A 21,907-nucleotide genomic window follows, 5' to 3' on the forward strand; every position below is an offset into this window, starting at 1 on the left:
GGAGACGAACGTGCGTTACCTGACAAAAATGGCGGCCGGGCTGGCTACCGCATTGATCTGCCTGAGCGCCCACGCGCAAACGCTGGTGGTGGGCGATCAGAGCTACAACGCCCAGGCTGCGATGGAGGCGGCGGGAGTGCTCGAGGACCTGCCCTACACACTGGAATGGAAGCAATTTACCGCCGGATCGCCGGTGGCCGAAGCGCTCAATGTCGGCAGCCTGGATATCGGCCTGCTCGGCGATGCGCCTGTGTTGTTCCTGGGCGCATTGGGCGCGCCGATCAAGGTGATTGCCGTCAGCCGGCAAAACCTGGCGGGCGTGGCCATTCTGGTGAAGCAGGATTCGCCGATCCACAGCCTGGCGGACCTTGCCGGCAAACGCGCCGCCATCTGGAAAGGTTCGTGGAGCCAGCAACTGCTGCTGAGCGCATTAGACGAGGCCGGCGTCGCCCCGGGCTCACTGGAGTTGCGCTACCTCAGTGCACTGGACGCATCCCATGCGCTGGAGGGCGGTTCGGTCGACGTCATCGCCACCTGGGAACCCTATGTCACCCAGCAGGAACGCCAAGGTGCGCGGGTACTGGCAACGGCCGAGGGGTTGATTCCGGCGCAGAGTTTTATCGCCGCCAACGCCAAGGCGGTCGAGAGCAAGCGTGCGCCCATCAGCGACTTTCTTCAGCGCCTGAAAAAAGCCCGCGACTGGGCACGGCAGAGCCCGGCCAACACCAATGCCTACGCCGACGCCTGGGCCAAACGCACCCGCGCCGACGCTGATATCGCGCGCGTCTGGTTTGCCCGGGCGCGTACCACCGTCGAACCGCTGAACGCCCAGGCGCCCGTTGAAGCGCAGAAGACCCTGGACTTTTTCGCCAGCCAGGGCCTGGTCAAGTCGTTCCCGGCCGCCAGCCTGTTCGACCCCTCCTTCAGCGCGGCCCTGCAGCCGGCCGTCGCGCAAACACAGCCCTGACTACCCCAAGGACTTCCTCAGACATGACCCAACGACAGCTCAAACTGGGCGCCTTGACCATGGGCAGCGGTGGGCCGGGCCGCCACAACCTGTGGCTGGATCCGCAACTGCCCGCCGACGCCAGCGTCAACATCGACTGGTATATCGATATCGCACGTCAGGCCGAGGCGGCGCTGTTCGACTTGATCTTCATCGTCGACAGCCAATTCATCACCCCGGGCTCGCCGTCCCATTACCTCAATCGCCTGGAGCCGCTGACGTTGTTGTCGGCACTGGCCGTCAGCACGCGGCATATCGGCCTGGTCGGTACGCTGACGACTTCGTACAACGCGCCCTATAACGTTGCGCGGCGCCTGGCCTCCCTGGACTTGATCAGCAAAGGCCGGGCCGGCTGGAACGTGGTGACCAGCGGCGACGCCGGCACCGCCGGCAATTACAGCCGTGACGAGCATTACGACTACACCACGCGCTACAGCCGCGCAGCCGAGCACGTGCAGGTGGTGCAAGGGCTGTGGAACTCCTACGAGGACGACGCCTTCGTGCGCGACCGTGCCACCGGGCAATTTCTCGACCCGAGTAAACTGCACAGCCTCAATCATCAGGGTGAACACTTTTCAGTGGTCGGCCCGCTGAATATCCAGCGCTCACCCCAGGGCCAGCCGGTGATATTCCAGGCCGGGGACTCCCAGCAAGGCCGCGACCTGGGCGCCGCGACAGCCGACGTCATCTTCACCCATGCCGCCAGCATCGAGCAGGGCCAGGCGTTTTACCGGGATATAAAGGGCAGGGCAGTGGCCTCAGGCCGTGACCCGGAACAGCTGTTGATCATGCCGGGGGCCGAGGTGTATGTCGGCGACACCGATGCACACGCCCGCGAAATCGAGCAGCATTATCATCAGGTCGACCATAGTTTCGAGCTGGCACTGAAAGAGTTCGGGCGTAATTTCGGCTGGCATGACTTCAGCCAGTACGACCTCGATGCGCCATTTCCTCAAGAAAGCCTGGAAGCTGCGCGCAGCAGCTTTTTCACCGCTGCCAAGCGCATTGCCGACCAGGCCCGCGAGAAAGGCTTCACACTGCGCCAGGCGGTGGAGTTTGGTCGGCAACTGCGTCCGGGAGCCTTCACAGGCACGGCCGACACGGTTGCGCAGAAAATGGCGGATTGGCTGCAGGCCCGCGCCGTGGATGGGTTCAATATCTACATCGGCCACCCCGAGCAATTTGCTCGATTTACCCGGGAGGTCATACCGTTGCTGCAGGAGCGCGGCGTTTACCGGACCGCGTATGAAGGGACGACGTTGCGCGAAAGTCTGGGGTTGGACATTGCGCCGTTTGCGCGGCGTTAAGTCAGGTGCAGTGAACGCGCAACAGTCACCGCCCCATTTGGCATAACTGCTGTGCGGATCCAGGGATTAATCCGTGGGCGCGCCACGCCTATAGTCGAGTCATCCGCGCAGCATTCAACCGTGCTGCGCAACCAGCCCCGGACTGAGGTGAGCCTGATGAACCGTGAATTCGATCCCGCCCTGAGCGCTGTCAACCAAGTGGACGCCGAATACTTCGAGTACAGCAAGGCGGCCAATCCCATCAGCGCCAATCTCATCCCGCGCATTCCCTACCACAGCTTTCCCGCCTCGCTGTACGACAGCGGCCCGTCGCGCGTGGTACCGCTGGACCTCAGCGACGCCCTGGGTTGTGAAGGCCCGGCGACCGGTCCGGGGCTGTGCGCGAACTTCATGCGGCTTAATCGCGGCGATACGCTCAACCTGCGGTCCAACGCCACTTCGCAGGTGTTCTACGTGATCGCCGGGGAGGGCCGGGTGGTTCAGGGCCAGTTCTCGATTGAATGGTCAAAGGGCTGCTTTATCGCGCTGCCCGGCTTGCAGGCGGCGCAGTTCAGCGCCAGCGAGGATGCGCGTCTCTACTATGTGCACGATGAACCGCTGCTGCGTTACCTGGGCGTTGCAGCCAACGCCGATCGATTCACCCCGACCCTGTACCCGGCGGCACTGGCCAACGCCAAGTTGCGTGAAGCGGCCGATGATCCGCGCGCCCAGGATCGCAGTCGCATCAGTATCCTGCTGGGTAACCGCAACTTCCCCCAGACCCGCACCGTGACCCATGTGCTGTGGGCGATGTATGGAATTCTGCCGGCCGGCTCGGTGCAAAAGCCCCATCGGCATCAGTCGATTGCCCTGGATTTCATCATTGATTGCCCGCCGGGTTGCTACTCCCTGGTGGGAACGGAGCTGGAGCCGGGCGGGCAGATTCGCAACCCGGTGCGGGTCGACTGGACGCCCGGCCTCGCCTTCGTGACGCCGCCCGGGTATTGGCATGCGCACTTCAACGAATCCGACACCGAAGCGTTCCTGATCCCGATCCAGGACGCAGGGCTGCAAACCTACCTGCGCGCCCTGGATATTCGCTTCAGTTGAGTCAGGTCCAGTCCGGTGTCTCGCCCAGGCGTTCAACGATAAAGTCGATAAAGCACCGGACCTTGGACGACACGATGCGCTTGGGCGGGTAGACGAACCACACGGCAAACGCCTGCTCGACGCCCTGGATGCGCCACTGCGGCAGCCACACCACCAGCTCGCCGGCCTTGAGACTGCGCGCCACCAGCCAGTCCGGCAACAGCGCAAAGCCCAATCCCTGGCGCGCGGCGATCAGTTGCGCGTCCAGGTCATTGATCCGGATGCAATCGCCATGTACCAACGACGATGTTCGGTCGTCGTGGACAAAGGTCATATCGCTCACGGCACTTGTACCCAGTACCGCAGGCACACCGGCAAGATCGGTGGGCGTCGAAGGCGGCGGGTGCTGCAGGGCGAATGCCGGGCTGACCACCAGGCGGTAGTGGCCGTCGCAGAGTTTGCGCGCTTTCAAGGTGGAGTCGGCCAGCAGGCCGATGCGGATGGCCAGATCGACGCCGGCATGAATCAGGTTGACCTGGGCGTTATCCAGCACCAGCTCAACGCTGATTTGCGGGTAGCGCAGGCGAAAGTCGTTCAAGGCCGGAAGGATATGATGACGGGCAAAGGCCGGCGGCAGGTTGAGCTTCAATAACCCGCGCGGGTGTTGGTTCAGCGCCGACGTCGCCGCCTTGGCGTGTTCCAGTTCATCGAGCACTCGGCGGGCGTGCGTCAGGAACGTCTGGCCGCCTTCGGTCAAGTACAGGGTGCGTGTGGAACGATTGAACAGCGCGATGCCCAGGTCCTGCTCAAGGTCCTTCACGTAGCGTGAAACGGTGGAGGCCTTGATGCCCAGGCGCTCGGCGGCGCGGGAAAAGTTGTTGCCTTCGGCGGCTTCGACGAAGGCGGTCAGGGCGGCGAAATAGTCCAAGTGTGGCCTCCGTGGTGGGCAGGGAAACGGAGCTCGCAGGGTCGTGCACCAATCATTTCGGCATAGGCGGTATTCCAAAGTGCCACTATCGGCGATCTGCTCGGATTTCTCCAGCGCAGAAGCCCGTGGTTTTACATGAGCTTAGGCGCCATGCGCGACATCTGCCGGGCGCAAAGACCTGTTGCACCGCACGCTGCCCCCGCCTTGACAGCCTGATGACCCAACCTAGACTCCCGGAACTTGACGCACTGAGCGTTTCACGATGAACCGCCAGTGTGATCGACAGCCCTGATTCGCCGCATCGAAAAACTTGCACAAACTGCTGTTTCGGTTTGCTGACAGGTTCTTCAGGTCAGCATCGAAGTGAATAAGGTCATGGACTCGACATACGCGGAAAGGAACTCCAATGAGATCAGGTGCGCGCACGCCCAAACGTATCGATGGTGGTCGACTGATCGCAGCCGAGGAGCGCCAATCCCGTGCGTCCAGGGCTGCGGGCCTCGCCCAGCGATCCGTTGCTGAGTCGTCTACCTTGGCTGACACCACTGCAGGAGCCTGCAAATACGCGGTTTCAGTGGTTCACCAAGGTCATGTCATTGTGCTGTCCTCGATCCAGTCTGACGATGGGGCATGGCATATCGGGTTTACGGTGTTGCTGCCCGACGCAGGCTCCGACGGCTCGGGCCAGTGGACCAACTTCAAACGCCTGGTTTTTCCCACGACCCTGCGCCCCGTCGGACGTTCGGTGATTACGCTCGACTTCAAACCCAATCCTGTACCCGCATCTGACGAACCTTTTCAGGCGTTGTCGGATAATCAGCACGTCTACATCTTCCGCCAGTCTTCCAGCGGTACATTGCTTGTCGATCGGTTTGTTTTCGATGACGTGCTTAATGCGCTGACTAACACTTGGGAAGTACGCTATCGCCGTAGCAAGAAGATTGATATTCCAGCGGACAAAAAAGACACCTTCGGCTCTACCGACATGGAGGGCGATACGTTCATCGAGGCGACAACCGAGCTGACGCCGATCAGCGGCGTGACCCAGGGTTGGTTCACGGTCGCCTTGACGCCATCAGGGTTGCCCGGCACTGACCGGTGGCAGATATTTGTCTACAGCGCCACGTCCCAGGCCATGAACTGCTTTTCTTTTGCGCGTACATCCGACGGCCTGTTCGATCTCACCCATGCGCCAATGATCAATGGCAGCGTTGTTCCGGATTGCGCGCTGGTGTTGAGCGGTACTTCATTCAGTGGGCCGCCTTGCGCAACGGTTTATGCCAAACAGGAACGGCTCAAAGACGAATACGGCCGCTACGACTTGCTGAAGAAAGAAGCACGCCTGATGCTGGCAGTGCCCACCGGTGCAGATTTTTCCATCGCGACCATCGATTTCGCAATTGATCTTTCCGGTTACCTTCCCAAGATAGCCGGTACGGGGACGCCGCCCCTGGTCGCGCTGCCCGTGGCGGCGGTTGCGACGGTGAAGAGTGCGCTGCATTTCGATCGCTTTGCCGCCTCATCGGCAACCCTTCCACCACTGCCCGTACTGACGGCCGGCGCCCTGACAGTGGAGTGCTGGTTCAAGCCATTGACGTTCAGCCAGGGGTCGGATGTGGTGCTGCAGAGCGGCACAGGCGAGAGCATTCGCTTTGCGATTACGCTGGAGGCGGGCGCTCCTACGTTCAGCGTATTCGGGACAACCACCGTCACGGCCTGCGGGCCGATGCTGGAACCCGGCTTTCTGGTCCATCTGGCGTGTACGTGGGATGCCAGCCAAGCGATTATTTACGTCAACGGAACACCGTTCACCTTAAAAGGTACCGCCGCGTCGGTTGCGGTATTCTCAAGTGGCTATGCCCTTGGGGGAGCGAGCGGGTTCAGCGGCGACATCGCCGAGTTGCGTATCTGGAAAACGTCGCTGAACCAGACGCAGATCCTCTCTCGGATGTGTACCAGTGTGACATCGAGCGATACGCAGTGGGCTGACCTTGCCGGTTATTGGCCACTTGTCGAACCTGTCGGCAGCGACATCTGGCCGACATTTGCCAATGCGGCATCGACGGGTACGGCGGCCGACGGCACCCTTGAGGGGGCCCTCTGGAGCGCTTCGCAGGCGCCGACGGCTCAGTCCTACGCACCCGTTGCGTGGAGTGCAGACGGATTGACTGTCTGTACTGCCATACTTCCTTTTGCCAAAAGCACAGTGCGTGCGTCGTTAATGGCGGGTGCCGACAGTCAGGTGCACCTGTACTTCAGTGCCGCCACCGGCGCCACGCAAATGGCGGCGCACTTGAGCACGGTAACCTCCAGAGCGACTTTTGCAGCGGCATGGCTGGCGCAAGACCCGACGCTCAGTACCAACTCCCAGGTCGGCACAGTGCGCTTTGCCGCCCGCCAGACGGGCAGTGCGATGAACAGCACGGCGCCGAGCCCGCAGCGCGTTCAAATAGCAGCAGGTGCCGACGCTGCACACGCGACCGTGACATTGAAAAGCTATACCGGTTACACCGAAGTGTGGCCAGCGGTACCCAGAGCGATCTCGGCATTTTGTGGCGTTATCAATGGCAACGCCGTGCAGGCCACAAATGGCTCGGCGCCAGCCCCCCAGGGCACCTTGCAATATGACTACAGCGCAGTCACGGTAACCGCATCAGGCCAGCAATCGGGGCCTGTTCCGGCACCGAACCGGGGCTCATGCCTGTTCGCCGTCGCGCCCGACGCAGACGCCAATAACGGCTATGTCGCCCTGATTCAGGACTCGCCGGCGAGCGAGCCGCTGCCTCTTGTGAGGGCGGGTACGGACACCTGGTGGGTGAACGATCCGCCGCAAGCGTGCCTGGCACTGGCGCAGCCGGGTTCGATGATTACGGTCCTGGACAGCAATGCCATGGCGACCTATACGGGTGAGCTGGCATTGACCAGGGACATGTGCGTGGAAACCTGGGTCAATCCCGCTGCCTTTACTATCAGCCCCAGTTCTCGTTCAGTCATCCTGCTGTTCAATGCGGGCCCTGCCCAGGCACAGTACGCGTTTGGCTTGACCGGCGATGGCCAGGTCTATGCCGGCAACGACCTCATGGTGCAGGCTTCAAAACCGTCCATACCCTTGTCCGCATGGACACACGTTGCCGCCAGTTACCGCAGCGACTACGGCATAGCATTGTCGGGCGAGCGCTATCTGGATATTGGCAACGACGACAGCCTCAATACTGGCGATGCGCTGACGGTGGAAGGCTGGATCAAGCTGGATTCGAACGCTATTCGCCAAACCATCGCCTCCAAAGCGGACGAGGGCGATGTGCAATGGGAGCTCTACGTCGACAGCGACGGCAAGCCCGCCTTTGGAGTAACGACCAACAACGGCACGGCCAAGAAACTGGTCACCGTCAAGGCCTCGGCTGCGCTCGATACCGACAAGTGGCACCACGTTGCGGGTGTGTATGATGTGGCAAGCGAAAAAGTCGGTGCGGTTCAGTTCATCGCCGCAACCGATGGCTACGTCTCTATTCCTGCGTTGACCACGCCGCTGACCACAACGATGACAGTGCAACTCTGGATCAAACTGATCCAGCCGCCGACGCCCCTGCAAACTCAAATCATCATGCAGACGGTTAACGGTGATGACCCTGTCGTATTCACCCTGATCCTTGCCGACAACTGTCCGGTTTTTTCCATAAACGGGGTCAATGCCGCGTCTTCCGCCCCGTTGGCCTACGATCAATGGACACATTTGAGCGGCACTTACGACGCCAGCACCCTCGTGCTGTATGTGGATGGCCTGCTGATGGCCACGGCGGCTACCACCAATGCACCTTCGGGCACACCAACGGCTGCCGGCGTGGCCTATACCGTGGGCGGCACGGCCAGCACGAACTCGCTCAACGCTGTCGTCAACGATGTAAGCCTGTGGAACGTGGCACTCGATATCAGCACGGTGCGCCATTACATACGAACGCCACTGAGCGGCGGTGAACCCGGTCTGGTTGGCTGCTGGACGTTTGCCGACCGTTTCGGCACTGCCGCCATGGACATCTGTGGTGTGAGTAACGGCACCCTGGTATCGGCCAGCTATATCCAGATTGACAAGGGCCAGTTCGCCCATCGGTTATTGATCGATGGCACCCCGGTTGTGTCCAATCCCGTTTCCAATACCCCCGCCCTGACCGAAGACCGCATGCAGCTGGGGAGCGGGGCGAAGGCCTCCTACTTCCAGGGCGTGATGGATGCGGTTCGGTTATGGCGTGTGGGCCGCATGACTTGGGAAATACAGTATTACGCGGTCGCGGATCTGCAATCGAACCTGATGGGACTGGTCAGTGACTGGGAGTTTGAGACCGGGGCAGGACACGTCGGGTTCGACAGTAAAAGCCAGAACAATGCGGTCATTCGCGACGCGAACGTGACGAATCAGTGAACGCGATGTGGGTGCCCACACAGTTCCGTTCCGGCTGGCACATCTACATCAATGGCGTCGAAGCCGACACACAGCCCTACTCGCTGGAACCGCAGAGCTTCGGTGCCACGCAATGCTCGATTGGCGCCATGCTTTACAACATCGCGGTCACCTCTTACTACCCCGGCAGTATCAATGAGCTTCGGGTATGGAAGACCCAGCGCTCCGGGCAACAAATCTGCGCGAACCTGAACCGACCGCTGAGTGGTGTCGAGTCCGGGCTTGTAGGTTACTGGCCATTTTCCGCAGGCTCGGGTCAAATTTTTTCCGATCGAACCGGCTATGGTGCCAACGGCATATGGAACGGTGTGGACGACCCGGACTGGCAGGTCTCCATGGCTCCGGTTTCCAACGAAGCCCCGCAGATTCTCAATGCCATCGGCGGCGTCGCCAAGCCGAGTAATGCAACGGCCGAGTCCGCCCCCGCAGCGGCTGAATATGGTCAGTTGATCATGGACGCGTCGGGAACGCCGAGCGGGGTCATGAGTCGGGCTTATGCGGCCATACGCAGCGGCACCTTGAGCCTCTCGAAGGACTATGAAGTCGCTGAGCTGTTGATGCAGTACGTCGGCCAGGTACAGACCAAGCCCAACTTGATCGGCTACATCGAGGGCGCGCCACCGTTGCCGTCCGAGAACCTGACGGTTGACAGTCCGATCACGCCCTACAAATACCTCGCCGCCAGTACCGTCACCCTGACCGAATCCAATGACGTCACCTATGCCTACTCGGCGTCGCGCGAAATCGGCACATCGACCAGCATGCAAGGCCGAGTGGGCCTGCATTTTCTAGCGGCTGAAAGCGTGGGCATCGGCGTGGAGTCCCTGGTCTTCGGCGCCGAAACGTCAGGGGGTTGGGCGACTGCGCTGGACTCCAGCACAGCCTGGTCGAATGACGCCAGCATGTCGACCCAGTCGACTTCCACCAGCGAAAAGACCATCGAGGTGTTCGGTACCTGGGAAACCAATACCTATAACTTCGACCCGAACGTCAAGCGGATCTATGTCCCGAACAATAAGGGGTTCGCTCTCGTGCGCTCGGAGACGGCGGATTTGTACGCGTTACGCTCAATTTCAAGCGGTGCGCTGGTTTCCTATTCGATGATGCCAAATCCGGACATTCCGGCAGATACAAACATCATCATGTTCAAGATCGATCCGCTCTACGTGAAGAACGGCACGCTGGATGGCTACGTCGGGTTCCAACGTGACAAGGATTACCCGTTTCTATCGGCAGGCGAGCGGGGCAGCTACTTCAAGCCGCTGGAGGCCTATGCGCTCAAGACGCTGATCGCACGCGAACAGCAACAACTGGAAGCGTATTACCAACAGTTCGACGCCACATCATTGGGCCAAGGCAGCGACATTCGCGACGAGTCGAGGAGCCTCGACAATCTATTGCTTAATTTACCCGGCAATACGGCGCTGTCATGGGACGATTGGAAGGCACAGGTGGCGCGCCGAAGCCTGGTCAATACCTATGTGTGGAATTCCGACGGTGGACTGTATTCGGAAGAAGAGCAGTTCAGTGCCGTGCGGGAGGACTCCGGGGCCGGTACGTACGAGCAGGTTTCCAAAGACGGTTTCTACCTCGAGGCCAGCTTCAACGTCGGGCCGGCGGACTCGGTGGAAGTGCTGTTTGGAAGCCGTGTATCCACCAAGTCGATGAAGAGTCGTCGTGAGGCCACGTCGTTCGGGCTTGCCGTCTCAATGCCAGGCGAAGGGTTCCTCAACAAGCGGGCGCCGGATTCGGTTCCAACGCCCCCACCGGGCGAATACCCGGTTGCCTTCGACGATGCGGCATGCCCAGGCAAGGTCAATCAGTATCGCTTCATGTCCTTTTACCTGGCGCCCAGAAAGAAAAATTTCGAGGACTTTCATTCAATCGTCGACCAGAACTGGCTCAACCGGCAGGGCGCTTATGCCGGTTCCTACGATCCCGATGCATTCGCGCTCAAGCAAGCTCTGGCGTATCCAAACCTGGTGTGGCGCGTGCTTCACCGTGTGACATACGTCAATCGGGTGCCATTGGCCTCCGATCCTGGCGAAGCCGAATCCCTTCCTCCCGATATTCAGCGTCCCGATGCCCAGAGCATCGCGACCAATGCGCTGATGATCGACTCCGTGCCCCTGCAATCCAACGACCCCACACCGCTGGCCACCATCAGCTCGGAGCTTGATGTGTTGCTGTCGCAGATGTCCCAAAACGCGCTCTATGGCGCCCTTGTTGTCAGCAACTACAAGGCGATCAAAAGCGATGCGATGTACTACATGCAGAGTTACTACTCAATAGTGTAAAGGGAGATACCTATGTCGCTTCAACAGTGTGCTAACAACTACTGCGGCAACAACAAAAACATGATCGATGGCGATTGCCACGATCTTGATTATCAGGCGGGGAACAAAATTGTGCTGATTCCCCCTGGCACATCGACCCAATGCTGGTGCGTCTGCTCCTGTCTGGCAGTCGACACCCCCGTCGCGACGCCGACGGGCACCGTCAAAGTGCAGGATATCGTGGCTGACACCACCATCGTGCTCGCGGCCGGGATAGATCTGAGCTGGTCGGAGCAGGTGGTGGGACAGGCATCGTTCGCCACGCCTGGGTTGACCGAGCATACGCTGTATATCCAGTATTTACTGGCTGGAGAGCAGGCGCCCCGTGAGATTGTGGTGACCCGTGACCATCCGTTCCTCATCTACCCGGACAAACACCTGATCGTGGCTGAGTGCTTGCAGCTTACGGATCAGTTATATGACCAGGGCGGGCAGCCGGCTCAGGTTGTCGATATCCAATGGGGCAGCTACTCGGGGTCGTTCTATGAGTTTGCGACGTCGATGACGCCCCCTGACAACGACTACACCAATCATCTGGTACTGACCAACGGTGTCGTTTCCGGGGATTTTGCCATACAGGTGTTCTCCGATCTGCCGGGCCCGACAACGGTCAATACGCGCCACGAGGTCGGGTCCGATGAATGGCAGGCCAATAACCCCGCACGTACCCAAGCGACTGTTCTGAGTGTCGGTAAACCAGCAGCGCAGGCATTGAACGCGATTACGCTTCGTACGGCTACCGGCCATGTCTTTACCCCGGCTCAGATCGTTGTGGCGCCGGATCACGCCGCTGATTTCCTGCCACCAAGCCAGGCATCTGCGTTGAAAAAGTTCGCTCCAAAGCACCCTATCGGCGACACCTACTACCATCAAATGGGCGATTATGTGCTCGACCAGTTCCGCTCGCTTTACCCTGATATCACATTCCACATCAGTTGGTATAACTCGATTGTCAACGCCCATTCCTACGTGACTGAAGGTGAAAAAACCATACTGCTCAATGGTGGCCTGCTGCGCATTGCCGGCTTTGAGTACGAGGGTATCTGCCTGGCGATTGCACACGAAGTAGGGCATTTATACGGCACACCTGACGGCTCGCCGCTCGGCGTCACCTGTGAGGGCGAGGCAGATTACTACGGGGCGAAGATTGCCTTGCGCAAGCTATGGTTCGGCGAGTTGTACGGCAATTTCATCACCAAATCGGTAGATCAGTTCAAGTTGCTTTACTCGTTTATTCCGCAAGTTTCACCGGATCTGGACAAGGCAGGGCGGGCCTATCCGTCGAACGACTGTCGCCTCGACACCATCAGCGCCGCCATGGCCGGCCAGCCGATTCCCGCGTGTGCGGCGTGCGGTACCGTCGATTGGTCGACAATCACACCTGGCGGTCAAGGCACGGCGGTGCCCTCATGACCCCGGCGGTCACTGTCCAGACTACCAGCGATGCTTGCCAGGCCTTCGGAGCGTTTCTGGGCCTGGATGAAGCGGTGCAGCCGGTGGTACTCAGAGCCGCTCTGGCGGACCCCGTCTATGCGCGCAAATTGGTCGGCAGCAGGGGGTCAACCGAGACCATTCGTTACTTGCTCGAAAGAGCCCCGGCTGTCACGGATACGCCTGCGGAGTACTCTGATACAGAGCTGGTCGCGTCGGCGGTGAAAGCCATTGCCAGATGGGCCGCTGCCGGTCTCAAGCGCGTTGATGAAAAGGTGTACGCACGTCGCATCGCAGCCTGCCAGGCCTGTGAACACCTGCAGGCGCCGCCCAAACGTTTGATTTACGGCCTGCTCAGTAGCGATGATGGGCGCGTGTGTGGCTTGTGCGGATGCGTCGCGAGCAAAAAAGCGCTGCTGCCCACAGAGTCGTGCCCTGCCATGGACCTGGCAACCCCCGGGTTCACTCGCTGGGGAGAAAAAATGGGCTGAGCGAGTTGGACATCAGCACCCTGACAAAATGCGGAAGAGGCTACCCAGCTCTTCCGCATTTTTACTCGGCCGTCCGTCCGCCTGGACAGACAGAGTAGTACTCAGGGCGAAATGGGATCGCTGGCCGGAAAGGTTTTCTTCGATCGCCTCGTCGAGCTGGCTATCGCTGACTGCGCGGTCCAGCACCTTCACACTCGACTCGCAATGGCATTCGGCATTCGGGCACGGCTGTCCGCCTGGATGCCGGTCGGCGCATGCCTGGCTGCAGTAGGCTTTACCGTCGCGTTGATGGTGGGCGGCGTCGCTCACCTGGCACATGCAGCCTGGGCAGGCGCATGGCAAATCCGGGGTGGCGTGGTTCATGAGTCCTCCGATCGTCAGTCATGATTGAACAGTCCACACTTGGTTTGGATCAGCCAAAACCCGCGAGCTTTAAAAAAAACGCGGTGTGGGTGATGAACGGTGGATCTGCGTACGTGAGGCAAAAAAACGAACCCTGCGGGATGTCGGCCGTCTATGTTGAAAAGAGCGTCTTCACCACATAGGAGGTTTTGCAGATGAACGACTACCCAGGGGGCGACACCGATTCCGAAGCACGCAACCGCTCCATCGGCAACACCATAGGCCTGGCGGCGGACGAGGTCGAGTTGTGGGTCACCTCGGTGGAGGAGGACGGCAGCGGCATGGGCTATGTGCTGACGTTTTCCGCGCGCACGCCCAGCGAAGTCCTCGCCAAGGTCGAGGGGCTGGGCGCCGATCGCACGATCAACATCGGTCCGATAGACTGAGTTCGGCAATGCGGGAGCAGTGGCCTGGCTAACTGAGCCCCTGATCGGCAAAAACAGCGACGAGCCAATCCATGAACGCACGCACTTTGGGCGAACGGTATTTGCGGTCGGTGAGAAGCAGCGAGACCGGTTTGGAGATGCTGTGCAGATCCGGCAAAATCTCAATCAGTTCGCCCGACTCGATATGAGGCTGCAGCGAGGGACGCAAGCCTTGCAGGATACCCAACCCCGCCAAGCCGCAGCTGAGGAAGGCTTGGGAGTCATCGACAACGATGCCGCTTTTCAATGTCACCGTCAGGCTTTCACCCCCGGCTTGAAACCTCCAGGGCATGATTTGCTGGCGATGATCAATCAGGAAGTTGACCGCAAGGTGATCGGATAACGCTTCGAAGGTGGTGGGGGTGCCGTACTGTTGCAAGTAGGAGGGCGCGGCGCAGGTGACCATGGACACGGTGCCGATTCTTTTGGCAATCAGGCTCGACGAGTCAAGTTCGCCTAGTCGCACGGCACAGTCCACGCCCTGCGCGATCAAGTCAACCTGGTGATCCGAGGACCCGAGAATCAACTCGATTTCCGGATACAGAGCCCGGAACGTTGGAAGGGAAGGGATGATGAACGCCTTGGCGAGGGTCACCGGAACATCCACCCTGAGCTTTCCCCGGGCAGGTCGATCCGGTGAAAACCACGCCACCGTGTCAGACAGATCGGCCAGCAGTTGCTTGCATCGACCATAGAACTCCTCCCCTTCAGGCGTCACGTGGATCCTGCGGGTCGTGCGATGCAAAAGCTGGACGTTAAGTTCCTGTTCCAGATTCTGAATCGCTTTGGACAGCGCGGGCCGGTGAAGCCTCAGCGACTCGGCAGCGCGGGTATAGCTGCCTTGCTCAACCACCGCCACGTAGATTTCCATCGCCTCGATCATGTTCATTGCCAGGCCTTTATTTAAACCGTTACGTGAGTGAGCTCGATTGTAATTGGATTGATAACAATCTTGTGCTTCAAGGGCGGTTTATCCAGCGCGCGTAGAAAGAAACAATGCCTCCAGCTTGGGCACAGCCGAATTTGTCGGCGCGCCCCTCATTGCTTGGAGTAAGAATATGAAAGCTTGGCTGCTGCAGGATTTTGGTCTTGAACATCTCAAACAGGGCGAGACCCAAACGCCCACCCCCAAGGCCGGAGAGCTGCTGGTCCGGGTCGGCGCGGTCTCCCTCAACTTTCGCGACAAGGCGATCGTGGACGGGATCTATGAGCCGCATAAGGTTCCCAAGCCGCTGATTCCTGTCAGCGACGCGGCGGGCACAGTCGTGGCAGTGGGCGAGGGCGTAAGCCGATTCGCAGTAGGCGACCGTGTCAACTCGCACCTGTACTCGCGCTGGATCGACGGCATGCCGGCCCACGACGAACCAGACTACTGCATAGGCTCACCACTGACGGGTGGGCTGGCTGAATTCATGATCATCCATGAAGACAGCGCAGTGCGTGCCCCCGATGACATGAGTGACGAAGAAGCCTCGACCCTCCCCATCGCAGCCTTGACCGCATGGTACTCGCTGGTGGATTTCGGCCGGGTTGAAGCTGGCCAGACTGTACTTGTCCAGGGCACCGGTGGCGTGTCCATCTTTGCCGCGCAAATCGCCATGGCCCTGGGTGCCAAGGTCATCGTCACCTCCAGCCGCGATGAAAACCTCGATGCGGTCATCAAGCTGGGCGCGATGGCTGGCGTCAACTACCGTAAAACACCTGACTGGGCGGCTGAAGTATTGAAACTCACCGACGGTATGGGCGTAGACCTGCTTCTGGAAGTCGCTGGCGGCGAAGGTATCAACGACTCCATCCAGGCAACCAAAGTGGGTGGCCGCATTGCCCAGATTGGCTTCCTGACCGGGCAAACGGCTAACCTGAACTTGATGCCGCTGATCTTCCGCCAAACCACCCTGCGTGGCATTGCGGTGGCTCCACGTTCGTCATTCGACCGGATGAACGCGTTCCTGAACACCCATCACATCCGTCCGGTGATCGACCACGTCTACCCCTTCGAACAGGCGCGTGAAGCTTATGAGCACCTGGCGCGCGGCCCTTTCGGCAAAGTCGTCATCAAGGTCAGCTAAGACATCGTCAACAGAGCGCTCATCATTGATCCTGATCAGGTGTCCTTGTTCACCCGCCCTGTAACCTCGGGCCTCCATCGAAGACCAGGGACGGTTCAACGAGCCTCCCTGGTCGCACCTCTCAGGGAAGAGTCAGCCATGCGATCAGTCAAGATCCTTTTATTATCATCGGCCTTCAACGGTTTGACCCAACGGGCCTGGCTGGAGTTGCGCCAGGCGGGTCATGCCCCCAGTGTCGTGGTGTTTACGGATGACGCCTCGGTGTGTCGTCAGGTCGAGGACTCGGGCGCTGACCTGGTGATCTGCCCGTTTCTGAAGGACCGCGTGCCACAGCAACTGTGGAGCCACCCGCTGCGCCCGGTGGTGATCATCCATCCGGGCATTGTCGGCGACCGTGGTGCCAGTGCGCTGGACTGGGCCATCACCCGGCAGGTCGGGCGCTGGGGCGTCACGGCGCTGCAGGCGGTCGAGGAAATGGATGCCGGGCCGATCTGGTCGACCTGTGAGTTCGACATGCCCGCCGATGTGCGCAAATCCGAGTTGTACAATGGCCCGGTAAGTGACGCCGCGATGGTGTGCATCCGCGACGTGGTGGAAAAATTCGCCAAGGGCTTCGTTCCGGACCCTCTCGACTACACGCACGCCAGCGTTATCGGGCGTTTGCAGCCGAACATGACCCAGGCTGACCGCACCTTCAGTTGGTTCGATTGCGCAGCCTTCATCAAGCGCAGCATCGACGCCGCCGATGGCCAGCCCGGTGTGCTGGCAAGCCTCAAGGGCGGGCAGTATTACCTGTACGACGCGCACTTGGATCCACGCCAGGGCACGCCCGGAGAAATCCTTGCAATACAGGACGACGCCGTGCTGGTGGCTACCGGGGATCACAGCCTCTGGATCGGCTCGCTCAAGCGCAAGGCCCAGCCAGGGGAGGAGACCTTCAAGCGGCCGGCGCGGCATGTCCTGGCCGAGGACCTGGCCGGCGTTCCGGTGCTCGATAGTTCCATCGCCCACCAGGCGTTCAATCCCCAGGCCTATCAACCGATTCGCTACCGGGAGTTCGGTCATGTCGGCGAACTCACGTTTGAGTTCTACAACGGCGCCATGAGCACTGAACAATGCCAGCGGCTGGTCGCTGCGTTGCGCTGGGCCAAGGGGCGAGACACCCAGGTGCTGTTGATCAAGGGCGGTCGCGGCAGCTTTTCCAACGGCGTTCACCTTAATGTCATCCAGGCTGCCAAGGTGCCGGGGCTGGAAGCCTGGGCCAACATTCAAGCCATCGACGATGTCTGCCGGGAGCTGCTGACGGCCAGGCAACTGGTGATCAGTGGGTTGACCGGCAGTGCGGGCGCGGGCGGCGTCATGCTCGCGCTGGCGGCTGATATCGTATTGGCACGCGAAGGCGTCGTCCTGAACCCTCATTACAAAAGCATGGGGTTGTATGGCTCCGAATACTGGACCTACAGCCTGCCACGGGCCGTCGGCGCTGAAGTCGCGCACAGGCTCAGCGAAGAATGCCTGCCCGTCAGTGCCCTTCAGGCCCGGCAACACGGCATGGTCCAGGACATCGGACCGCGTTGCCCGCACGCATTCGGCCTATGGCTTTTGCAACAGGCCAGCGACGCGCTGACCGATGAGCGATACCTGCACGCACGCACACGTAAAGCCACGCTGGATATCGAACAGGTTGAACGCTGCCGTGAACAGGAGCTGGCACAGATGCAGTTGGACATGGTGCAAGACCGCCAACAGTTTGCGCAAAAGTGCCGCAACTTCGTACTCAAGCGCAAAACCTGCCAGACGCCGCAGCGTCTGATCGCGGCCTGGGCGTTGAGGTTCGAGACGCCGTTGCCGGAAAGCCCGCAAGGGATGGCTGGATAAGCCAGTTGCGATGCTATGCTTGATGTTTCGGAACAGGATGGCGAGAGAGTGATGAGTCGCCCGCTGTTCGTTTCACTGGACGGGCCCAAGGGCACCGGCAAGACTACCCTGCTGGAGAGCGTGACGGCAGCGCTGAGGGCCGATCATAAGAAGGTGATCCGGCTTTGTGAGAAAAACAGCGATCCCCACCGGGGTGAAACCATGGCGCTGGTCAACCGACTTGTCCGAAATCCCAACCCTGCACTGGAGTGGGCAGTGTGTGAGCGGTTCGCGGACAGCCGTGCCTGGATTTCCCGGCACGTGCTGCCTGAACAGCCCTCTGACAGCATTATTCTGATTGACCGCTGGTATCCGTCTGACGCGGCCTTTCGCCGGCTGATTCCGTTTGCGCAGATTCTGCAACTGAACATCGACCGTCACGTGCAAGTGCCGGACCTGCATGTCGGGGTCGTCACCGACGCGCAGACCTCATGGGCGAGAGCAGCGGCACGCCGGCGGGGACTCAACAGTACGGTGCTGCACACCCTGGAAGAACATGCCGCCTGCACCCAAGCGTTTGAACGAGCAGTTGCCGATCAGGGTTGGGTTTTATGCCGTAATGAAGGGTCGATCGAGGAGGCGACGAGGCGGGTAGTTTCCGAGATAAATAATGTGTTGGGTGGGCGCTAGTCCGGCGCCCACCCAGTGGCTGGGTCGAATCGACTCAGGGCTGCAAACGCCGCGCGCTCCAGCCTGTCTCGCTACGGTCGTACCGCAGCCGCTCATGCAAGCGTTCGCGCCCATTGCCCCAGAACTCCAGCGATTCAAGTCGCAACTCGAACACGCAATACCCCACGGGACGCGGCAGCGGGCCTGGCACGTCGGCCAGTTGCCTGGCGGCGTTGCGCATGGCCTGCACATCCTGCAGTTCCTCGCTCTGGTGAGACACCGACGACATTGGGTGCGTGGCATATGGGCGCTTGAGCCACGCCTCGTCAGCCTTGGCGTCCGGCAAGCGCACGGCCTGGCCATTGAGGATGATTTGCTGACTGGTTTCGCGCCAATACAGCACGCCCGACGCCCACGGGTTGTGGCTCAGTTCACGGCCTTTCTGGCTGCCGGCATGGGTGCTGAACAACACGCCGGCGTCACTGATTTCGCTGATGACCACGATCCGCGTGGAGGGCCGGCCCTGGCTGTCGGCGGTGGCCAGCGCCAGTGCCCTGGGTTCGCGGATGCCGACGCGGCGCGCACGCTCGAGCCAATTGTGCAGCACGCTCATGGGGTCGGCGGGCAGTGTCTGGTATTCGGGGAACGGTGCATCCAGGGTGCCGGTGAGAGATTCCGACATACCTTTACCCAGCAGCGGCTGGCCTTGCAGTGAGCTGTTCATAGCACGATGCTCCCCCGTCCGAACGTGACGCCATTGCCTGATACCTCGACCCGCGTCAGTTGCTCGGCGCGGCCCTCGGCTTTGGCGAACATCAGTGACGGGCGGCCGATTTCCACGCCCTGTAAGATCTCCACTGTCTGGCCGAACTCTATCTGGCCATGGCGCGCCAGATGAATCGCCAATGGCCCGGCCGCAGAGCCGGTGGCCGCATCTTCGACAACGCCGTAGGCCGGTGAAAACATCCGGCTGCGCCAATGCCGTCCGGCGCCGGCAAAGCAGTTGATCGCCATGTCGTGGAAGCTGGACAGTGCCCGGTGGTCGGGGTGCAGGGCCGACAAGGCTTCAATGCTTGGCAGGCCGATAAACACGTGGCGCGGCCCGTTGTGATAGATCTCGATGGGAAAGGTCGAGGCGCTGATGCCCAGGGCCTCGAGCAGTTCAGCGTCGCGGCCCAGGGCCGTCCAGGTCGGGATCGGCTGGTCCATGCTGGCGGCGATGACACTGCCGTTCTGGCGTTCCAGTTCAAAGGCGATGGTGCCCATGCGGGTTTCCAGGTACAGCCGGTGGTTGTCGGTATGCGCGCCCAGGGCGATGGCCGTCCCCAGTAACGGATGCCCGGCGAAGGGCAGCTCGTTTACCGGTGTGAAGATCCGGATCAGCGCATCCCCACCATTGCGTGGCTTGAGCACAAAGGTGGTCTCCGAGAGGTTCATTTCCCGGGCAATGCGCTGCATTTGCGCGGGCGGCAAATCATCGGCGTCAAAGAACACCGCGACCGGATTGCCTTCCAGCGGGACGCTGGCGAAGGCGTCGATGATGACGTAGTTATGCATGGTTTATCTCCCGGCGGCCGAAACGCTGCTGTCGACCGTGGTGTGGATGAGGGCGTGCCGCAGCAGATCGGCGATGATGCGCGGGCCTTCCTGGGTCAGCAGCGACTCGGCATGAAACTGCATGGAGGCAAACGACGGCCCACGCAGCGCATGGACCTCGCCGGTCTCGCTGTCGCGACTGATCTCGACGCTGCCGATGCCGTCGACGTCCAGGCGGTCACTGGCACTGCGGGCCGCGAAGGTGTTGTAGAAACCCACCCGCTCGGCGTTGCCGAACAGATCGATCTGTTTTTGCACGCCCTGGTTGGGAATGTCCCTGCGTTGCAACTCCAGGCCCAAACACAGGCTCAGCACCTGATGGCTCAGGCACACGGCGAGGAACGGTCGCTGCTGGCTGAGCAGGGAACGGATGGCCACGTGCAGATGATTGATTTTCGGCAGTTGCACATCGCTCGGGTTGCCAGGGCCAGGGCCCATGATCACCAGGTCGTAACCGTCGAAGCGGTACTCGTCGCTGAAGCTGCGCACCGTCACCACCAGGCCCAGCGCCCGCAGCTGTTTGGCGATCATCGAGGTGAACGTGTCTTCGGCGTCGACGATCAGCACCTGACGGCCGCTGAAGTCGGCCTGGGTCTGTTGCCGTTGCTGGCTGTCCATCAACCAGAAATCCGAGACGTAGGCGTTGCGGTTGGCCAATGCAGCGCGCACCTGCAGGTGGTCGCCGAAGCGCGAGGCCGGCTGGTTTTTCAGCGCAGCGATCAGGCCAGCCGCCTTGGCCCGGCTTTCGGCGGCTTCGGTCATCGGTTGGGAGTGGCGCACGATGGTCGAACCGACGCTGATCCGTATCTGTCCGCTGTCATCGATATCGGCGGTGCGAATCAGGATCGCCGAGTCCAGGGAACGTCCGCCTTTGCCGTCGCTGCCGATCAGCGCAGCCATGCCGCTGTAATACGCGCGGCCTTGCGGCTCATAGCGCCGGATCACGCGGCAGGCGCTTTCCAGCGGGCTGCCGGTGACGGTCGGGGCGAACAGGGTTTCATGGAGGATGTCGCGCACATCGCGACGGGTCTTGCCTTCGATGAAGTACTCGGTGTGCGCCAGGTGCGTCATCTCCTTCAGGTAAGGGCCGAGGACGTGCCCACCGTCTTCACAAATACGCGCCATCATTTTCAGCTCTTCATCGACCACCATATACAGCTCATCGGCTTCCTTGCGGTCGGCCAGGAAGTCCATGACCTCTGCCAGGTTGGGGCCGGCGGGCGGATAGCGGTAAGTGCCGCTGATGGGGTTCATCACAGCCAGCCCATCCTTGACGCTGATGTGGCGTTCGGGGGATGCGCCGACGAAGGTGCGACTGCCGGTGTGAATGATGAATGTCCAATAAACCCCTTTCTCGCGCTCCAGCAAATGACGAAAGAACGACAGCGCACTGGCCGGGCCGTACTCGCTGATCTCCGCCAGAAAAGTGCGCTTGATCACGAAGTTGGCGCCTTCCCCGGAGCCGATTTCATTGTCGATCACCTGGCTGACGATCTCGGCATAGCGGGCGTCGCTGAGGTCGAAGCGTTCGTTGTTCAACTGGATCGGCACGTTGGGCAGCAACCCCAGCAATTGCTCGATGCCGATGGATTGCTGCTCGGTAATCGTCATCGCCAGCAGCGGCGACTGATCGTCCACCGCCTCGAAGCCGCGTTCGGCGATCTGGCGGTAGGGAATCAGCGTCAGCACATCCAGGCGAGGCGCGCCGATCGAGGGGGCGGGCAGGTCGATATCGGCCAGCACCCGTGGCTGCGACATTTCGCCAATCAGCACATTCAGCAGTCCGGGACCGCTGGATTCGGGGCGGTACAGCAGGGCAAACGGTTCAGGCGTCGGTTGCAGGATGCGTTCCATGAGGCGCGCGGC

At 60.7% G+C, this 21,907-nt stretch carries 16 protein-coding genes and 1 pseudogene; 11 read left to right on the forward strand and 6 right to left on the reverse strand.

Annotated elements, in window-relative coordinates; genetic code table 11:
- The first annotated feature begins 10 nt into the window (after positions 1 to 10).
- From BOP93_RS12640 to BOP93_RS12650, 3 genes are all read left to right on the forward strand, one after another.
- Positions 11 to 967: an ABC transporter substrate-binding protein gene (locus BOP93_RS12640; protein ID WP_104502888.1), complete on the forward strand. Its 957-nt coding sequence runs from the start codon at positions 11 to 13 to the stop codon at positions 965 to 967.
- A gap of 23 nt (positions 968 to 990) precedes the next feature.
- Entirely contained in the window at positions 991 to 2,313 is a 1,323-nt protein-coding gene (locus tag BOP93_RS12645; protein WP_104502889.1) for an LLM class flavin-dependent oxidoreductase, read from the forward strand.
- Between the two features lie 156 nt (positions 2,314 to 2,469).
- Positions 2,470 to 3,402, forward strand: coding sequence for a cupin (locus BOP93_RS12650; RefSeq protein WP_104502890.1), 933 nt, complete (start codon positions 2,470 to 2,472; stop codon positions 3,400 to 3,402).
- A 1-nt stretch (position 3,403) separates the two neighbouring features.
- Here BOP93_RS12650 and BOP93_RS12655 read toward each other — a convergent pair whose 3' ends face one another.
- Positions 3,404 to 4,309, reverse strand: coding sequence for a LysR family transcriptional regulator (locus BOP93_RS12655; protein WP_104502891.1), 906 nt, complete (start codon positions 4,307 to 4,309; stop codon positions 3,404 to 3,406).
- A 532-nt stretch (positions 4,310 to 4,841) separates the two neighbouring features.
- Here BOP93_RS12655 and BOP93_RS12660 point away from each other — a divergent pair.
- The 4 genes from BOP93_RS12660 to BOP93_RS12675 are packed head-to-tail and all read left to right on the forward strand — an operon-like array spanning position 4,842 to position 13,023.
- Positions 4,842 to 8,726, forward strand: coding sequence for a LamG domain-containing protein (locus BOP93_RS12660; protein ID WP_162303216.1), 3,885 nt, complete (start codon positions 4,842 to 4,844; stop codon positions 8,724 to 8,726).
- A 5-nt stretch (positions 8,727 to 8,731) separates the two neighbouring features.
- Positions 8,732 to 11,062, forward strand: coding sequence for a hypothetical protein (locus tag BOP93_RS12665; RefSeq protein WP_104502893.1), 2,331 nt, complete (start codon positions 8,732 to 8,734; stop codon positions 11,060 to 11,062).
- A gap of 12 nt (positions 11,063 to 11,074) precedes the next feature.
- Positions 11,075 to 12,514: a hypothetical protein gene (locus BOP93_RS12670; protein WP_057722445.1), complete on the forward strand. Its 1,440-nt coding sequence runs from the start codon at positions 11,075 to 11,077 to the stop codon at positions 12,512 to 12,514.
- Positions 12,511 to 13,023, forward strand: a complete 513-nt coding sequence (locus BOP93_RS12675; protein ID WP_104502894.1) for a hypothetical protein — start codon at positions 12,511 to 12,513, stop codon at positions 13,021 to 13,023. The genes BOP93_RS12670 and BOP93_RS12675 overlap by 4 nt, the downstream gene beginning before the upstream one ends.
- 101 nt (positions 13,024 to 13,124) lie before the next feature.
- On the opposite strand, the pseudogene BOP93_RS12680 reads toward BOP93_RS12675, so the two are convergent.
- Positions 13,125 to 13,386: pseudogene (locus tag BOP93_RS12680) on the reverse strand (metallothionein).
- 194 nt (positions 13,387 to 13,580) lie between these two features.
- Here BOP93_RS12680 and BOP93_RS12685 point away from each other — a divergent pair.
- Positions 13,581 to 13,811 carry a DUF317 domain-containing protein gene (locus BOP93_RS12685; protein ID WP_104502895.1) on the forward strand — a complete coding sequence of 77 codons (231 nt, stop codon included), beginning with the start codon at positions 13,581 to 13,583 and terminating at the stop codon, positions 13,809 to 13,811.
- 28 nt (positions 13,812 to 13,839) lie between these two features.
- On the opposite strand, the gene BOP93_RS12690 is transcribed toward BOP93_RS12685, so the two are convergent.
- Positions 13,840 to 14,739 (reverse strand): LysR family transcriptional regulator, encoded by a 900-nt coding sequence (locus tag BOP93_RS12690; RefSeq protein ID WP_104502896.1) that lies wholly within the window; start codon positions 14,737 to 14,739, stop codon positions 13,840 to 13,842.
- Positions 14,740 to 14,908: 169 nt separating this feature from the next.
- Between BOP93_RS12690 and BOP93_RS12695 the strand changes: the two genes are divergently transcribed.
- The 3 genes from BOP93_RS12695 to BOP93_RS12705 all read left to right on the forward strand — a co-directional run bounded on the left by BOP93_RS12695 (position 14,909) and on the right by BOP93_RS12705 (position 18,466).
- A complete protein-coding gene (locus BOP93_RS12695; protein ID WP_104502897.1) occupies positions 14,909 to 15,919 on the forward strand; it encodes a zinc-dependent alcohol dehydrogenase family protein in 1,011 nt (336 codons plus the stop codon).
- Positions 15,920 to 16,057: 138 nt separating this feature from the next.
- Positions 16,058 to 17,797, forward strand: a complete 1,740-nt coding sequence (locus tag BOP93_RS12700) for a hydrogenase maturation protein (RefSeq protein WP_104502898.1) — start codon at positions 16,058 to 16,060, stop codon at positions 17,795 to 17,797.
- A gap of 51 nt (positions 17,798 to 17,848) precedes the next feature.
- The gene (locus BOP93_RS12705) at positions 17,849 to 18,466 is read left to right on the forward strand and encodes a dTMP kinase (RefSeq protein WP_104505280.1); all 618 of its coding nucleotides are present in this window, start codon (positions 17,849 to 17,851) and stop codon (positions 18,464 to 18,466) included.
- 34 nt (positions 18,467 to 18,500) lie between these two features.
- Here BOP93_RS12705 and phzG read toward each other — a convergent pair whose 3' ends face one another.
- The 3 genes from phzG to BOP93_RS12720 are packed head-to-tail and all read right to left on the reverse strand — an operon-like array spanning position 18,501 to position 21,895.
- Positions 18,501 to 19,169, reverse strand: a complete 669-nt coding sequence (gene phzG / locus BOP93_RS12710) for a phenazine biosynthesis FMN-dependent oxidase PhzG (RefSeq protein WP_104502899.1) — start codon at positions 19,167 to 19,169, stop codon at positions 18,501 to 18,503.
- Complete coding sequence (locus BOP93_RS12715) at positions 19,166 to 20,002, reverse strand: PhzF family phenazine biosynthesis protein (RefSeq protein WP_104502900.1); 837 nt, start codon at positions 20,000 to 20,002, stop codon at positions 19,166 to 19,168. Before BOP93_RS12715 ends, phzG begins: the two co-directional genes overlap by 4 nt.
- Positions 20,003 to 20,005: 3 nt before the next feature.
- Entirely contained in the window at positions 20,006 to 21,895 is a 1,890-nt protein-coding gene (locus tag BOP93_RS12720; protein WP_420220215.1) for an anthranilate synthase family protein, read from the reverse strand.
- Positions 21,896 to 21,907 lie beyond the last annotated feature (12 nt).

The sequence above is a fragment of the Pseudomonas orientalis genome (genome assembly GCF_002934065.1).
GTDB classification, from domain to species: Bacteria; Pseudomonadota; Gammaproteobacteria; order Pseudomonadales; family Pseudomonadaceae; genus Aquipseudomonas; species Aquipseudomonas orientalis_A.

Excerpts from the sequence above, each read along its gene's own strand:
- BOP93_RS12645 (WP_104502889.1), top strand. The coding sequence starts at position 991 with ATGACCCAACGACAGCTCAAACTGGGCGCCTTGACCATGGGCAGCGGT.
- BOP93_RS12650 (WP_104502890.1), top strand. The coding sequence starts at position 2,470 with ATGAACCGTGAATTCGATCCCGCCCTGAGCGCTGTCAACCAAGTGGAC.
- BOP93_RS12665 (WP_104502893.1), top strand. The coding sequence starts at position 8,732 with ATGTGGGTGCCCACACAGTTCCGTTCCGGCTGGCACATCTACATCAAT.
- BOP93_RS12670 (WP_057722445.1), top strand. The coding sequence starts at position 11,075 with ATGTCGCTTCAACAGTGTGCTAACAACTACTGCGGCAACAACAAAAAC.
- BOP93_RS12675 (WP_104502894.1), top strand. The coding sequence starts at position 12,511 with ATGACCCCGGCGGTCACTGTCCAGACTACCAGCGATGCTTGCCAGGCC.
- BOP93_RS12685 (WP_104502895.1), top strand. The coding sequence starts at position 13,581 with ATGAACGACTACCCAGGGGGCGACACCGATTCCGAAGCACGCAACCGC.
- BOP93_RS12690 (WP_104502896.1), bottom strand. The coding sequence starts at position 14,739 with ATGAACATGATCGAGGCGATGGAAATCTACGTGGCGGTGGTTGAGCAA.
- BOP93_RS12695 (WP_104502897.1), top strand. The coding sequence starts at position 14,909 with ATGAAAGCTTGGCTGCTGCAGGATTTTGGTCTTGAACATCTCAAACAG.
- BOP93_RS12700 (WP_104502898.1), top strand. The coding sequence starts at position 16,058 with ATGCGATCAGTCAAGATCCTTTTATTATCATCGGCCTTCAACGGTTTG.
- BOP93_RS12705 (WP_104505280.1), top strand. The coding sequence starts at position 17,849 with ATGAGTCGCCCGCTGTTCGTTTCACTGGACGGGCCCAAGGGCACCGGC.
- phzG (WP_104502899.1), bottom strand. The coding sequence starts at position 19,169 with ATGAACAGCTCACTGCAAGGCCAGCCGCTGCTGGGTAAAGGTATGTCG.
- BOP93_RS12715 (WP_104502900.1), bottom strand. The coding sequence starts at position 20,002 with ATGCATAACTACGTCATCATCGACGCCTTCGCCAGCGTCCCGCTGGAA.
- BOP93_RS12720 (WP_420220215.1), bottom strand. The coding sequence starts at position 21,895 with ATGGAACGCATCCTGCAACCGACGCCTGAACCGTTTGCCCTGCTGTAC.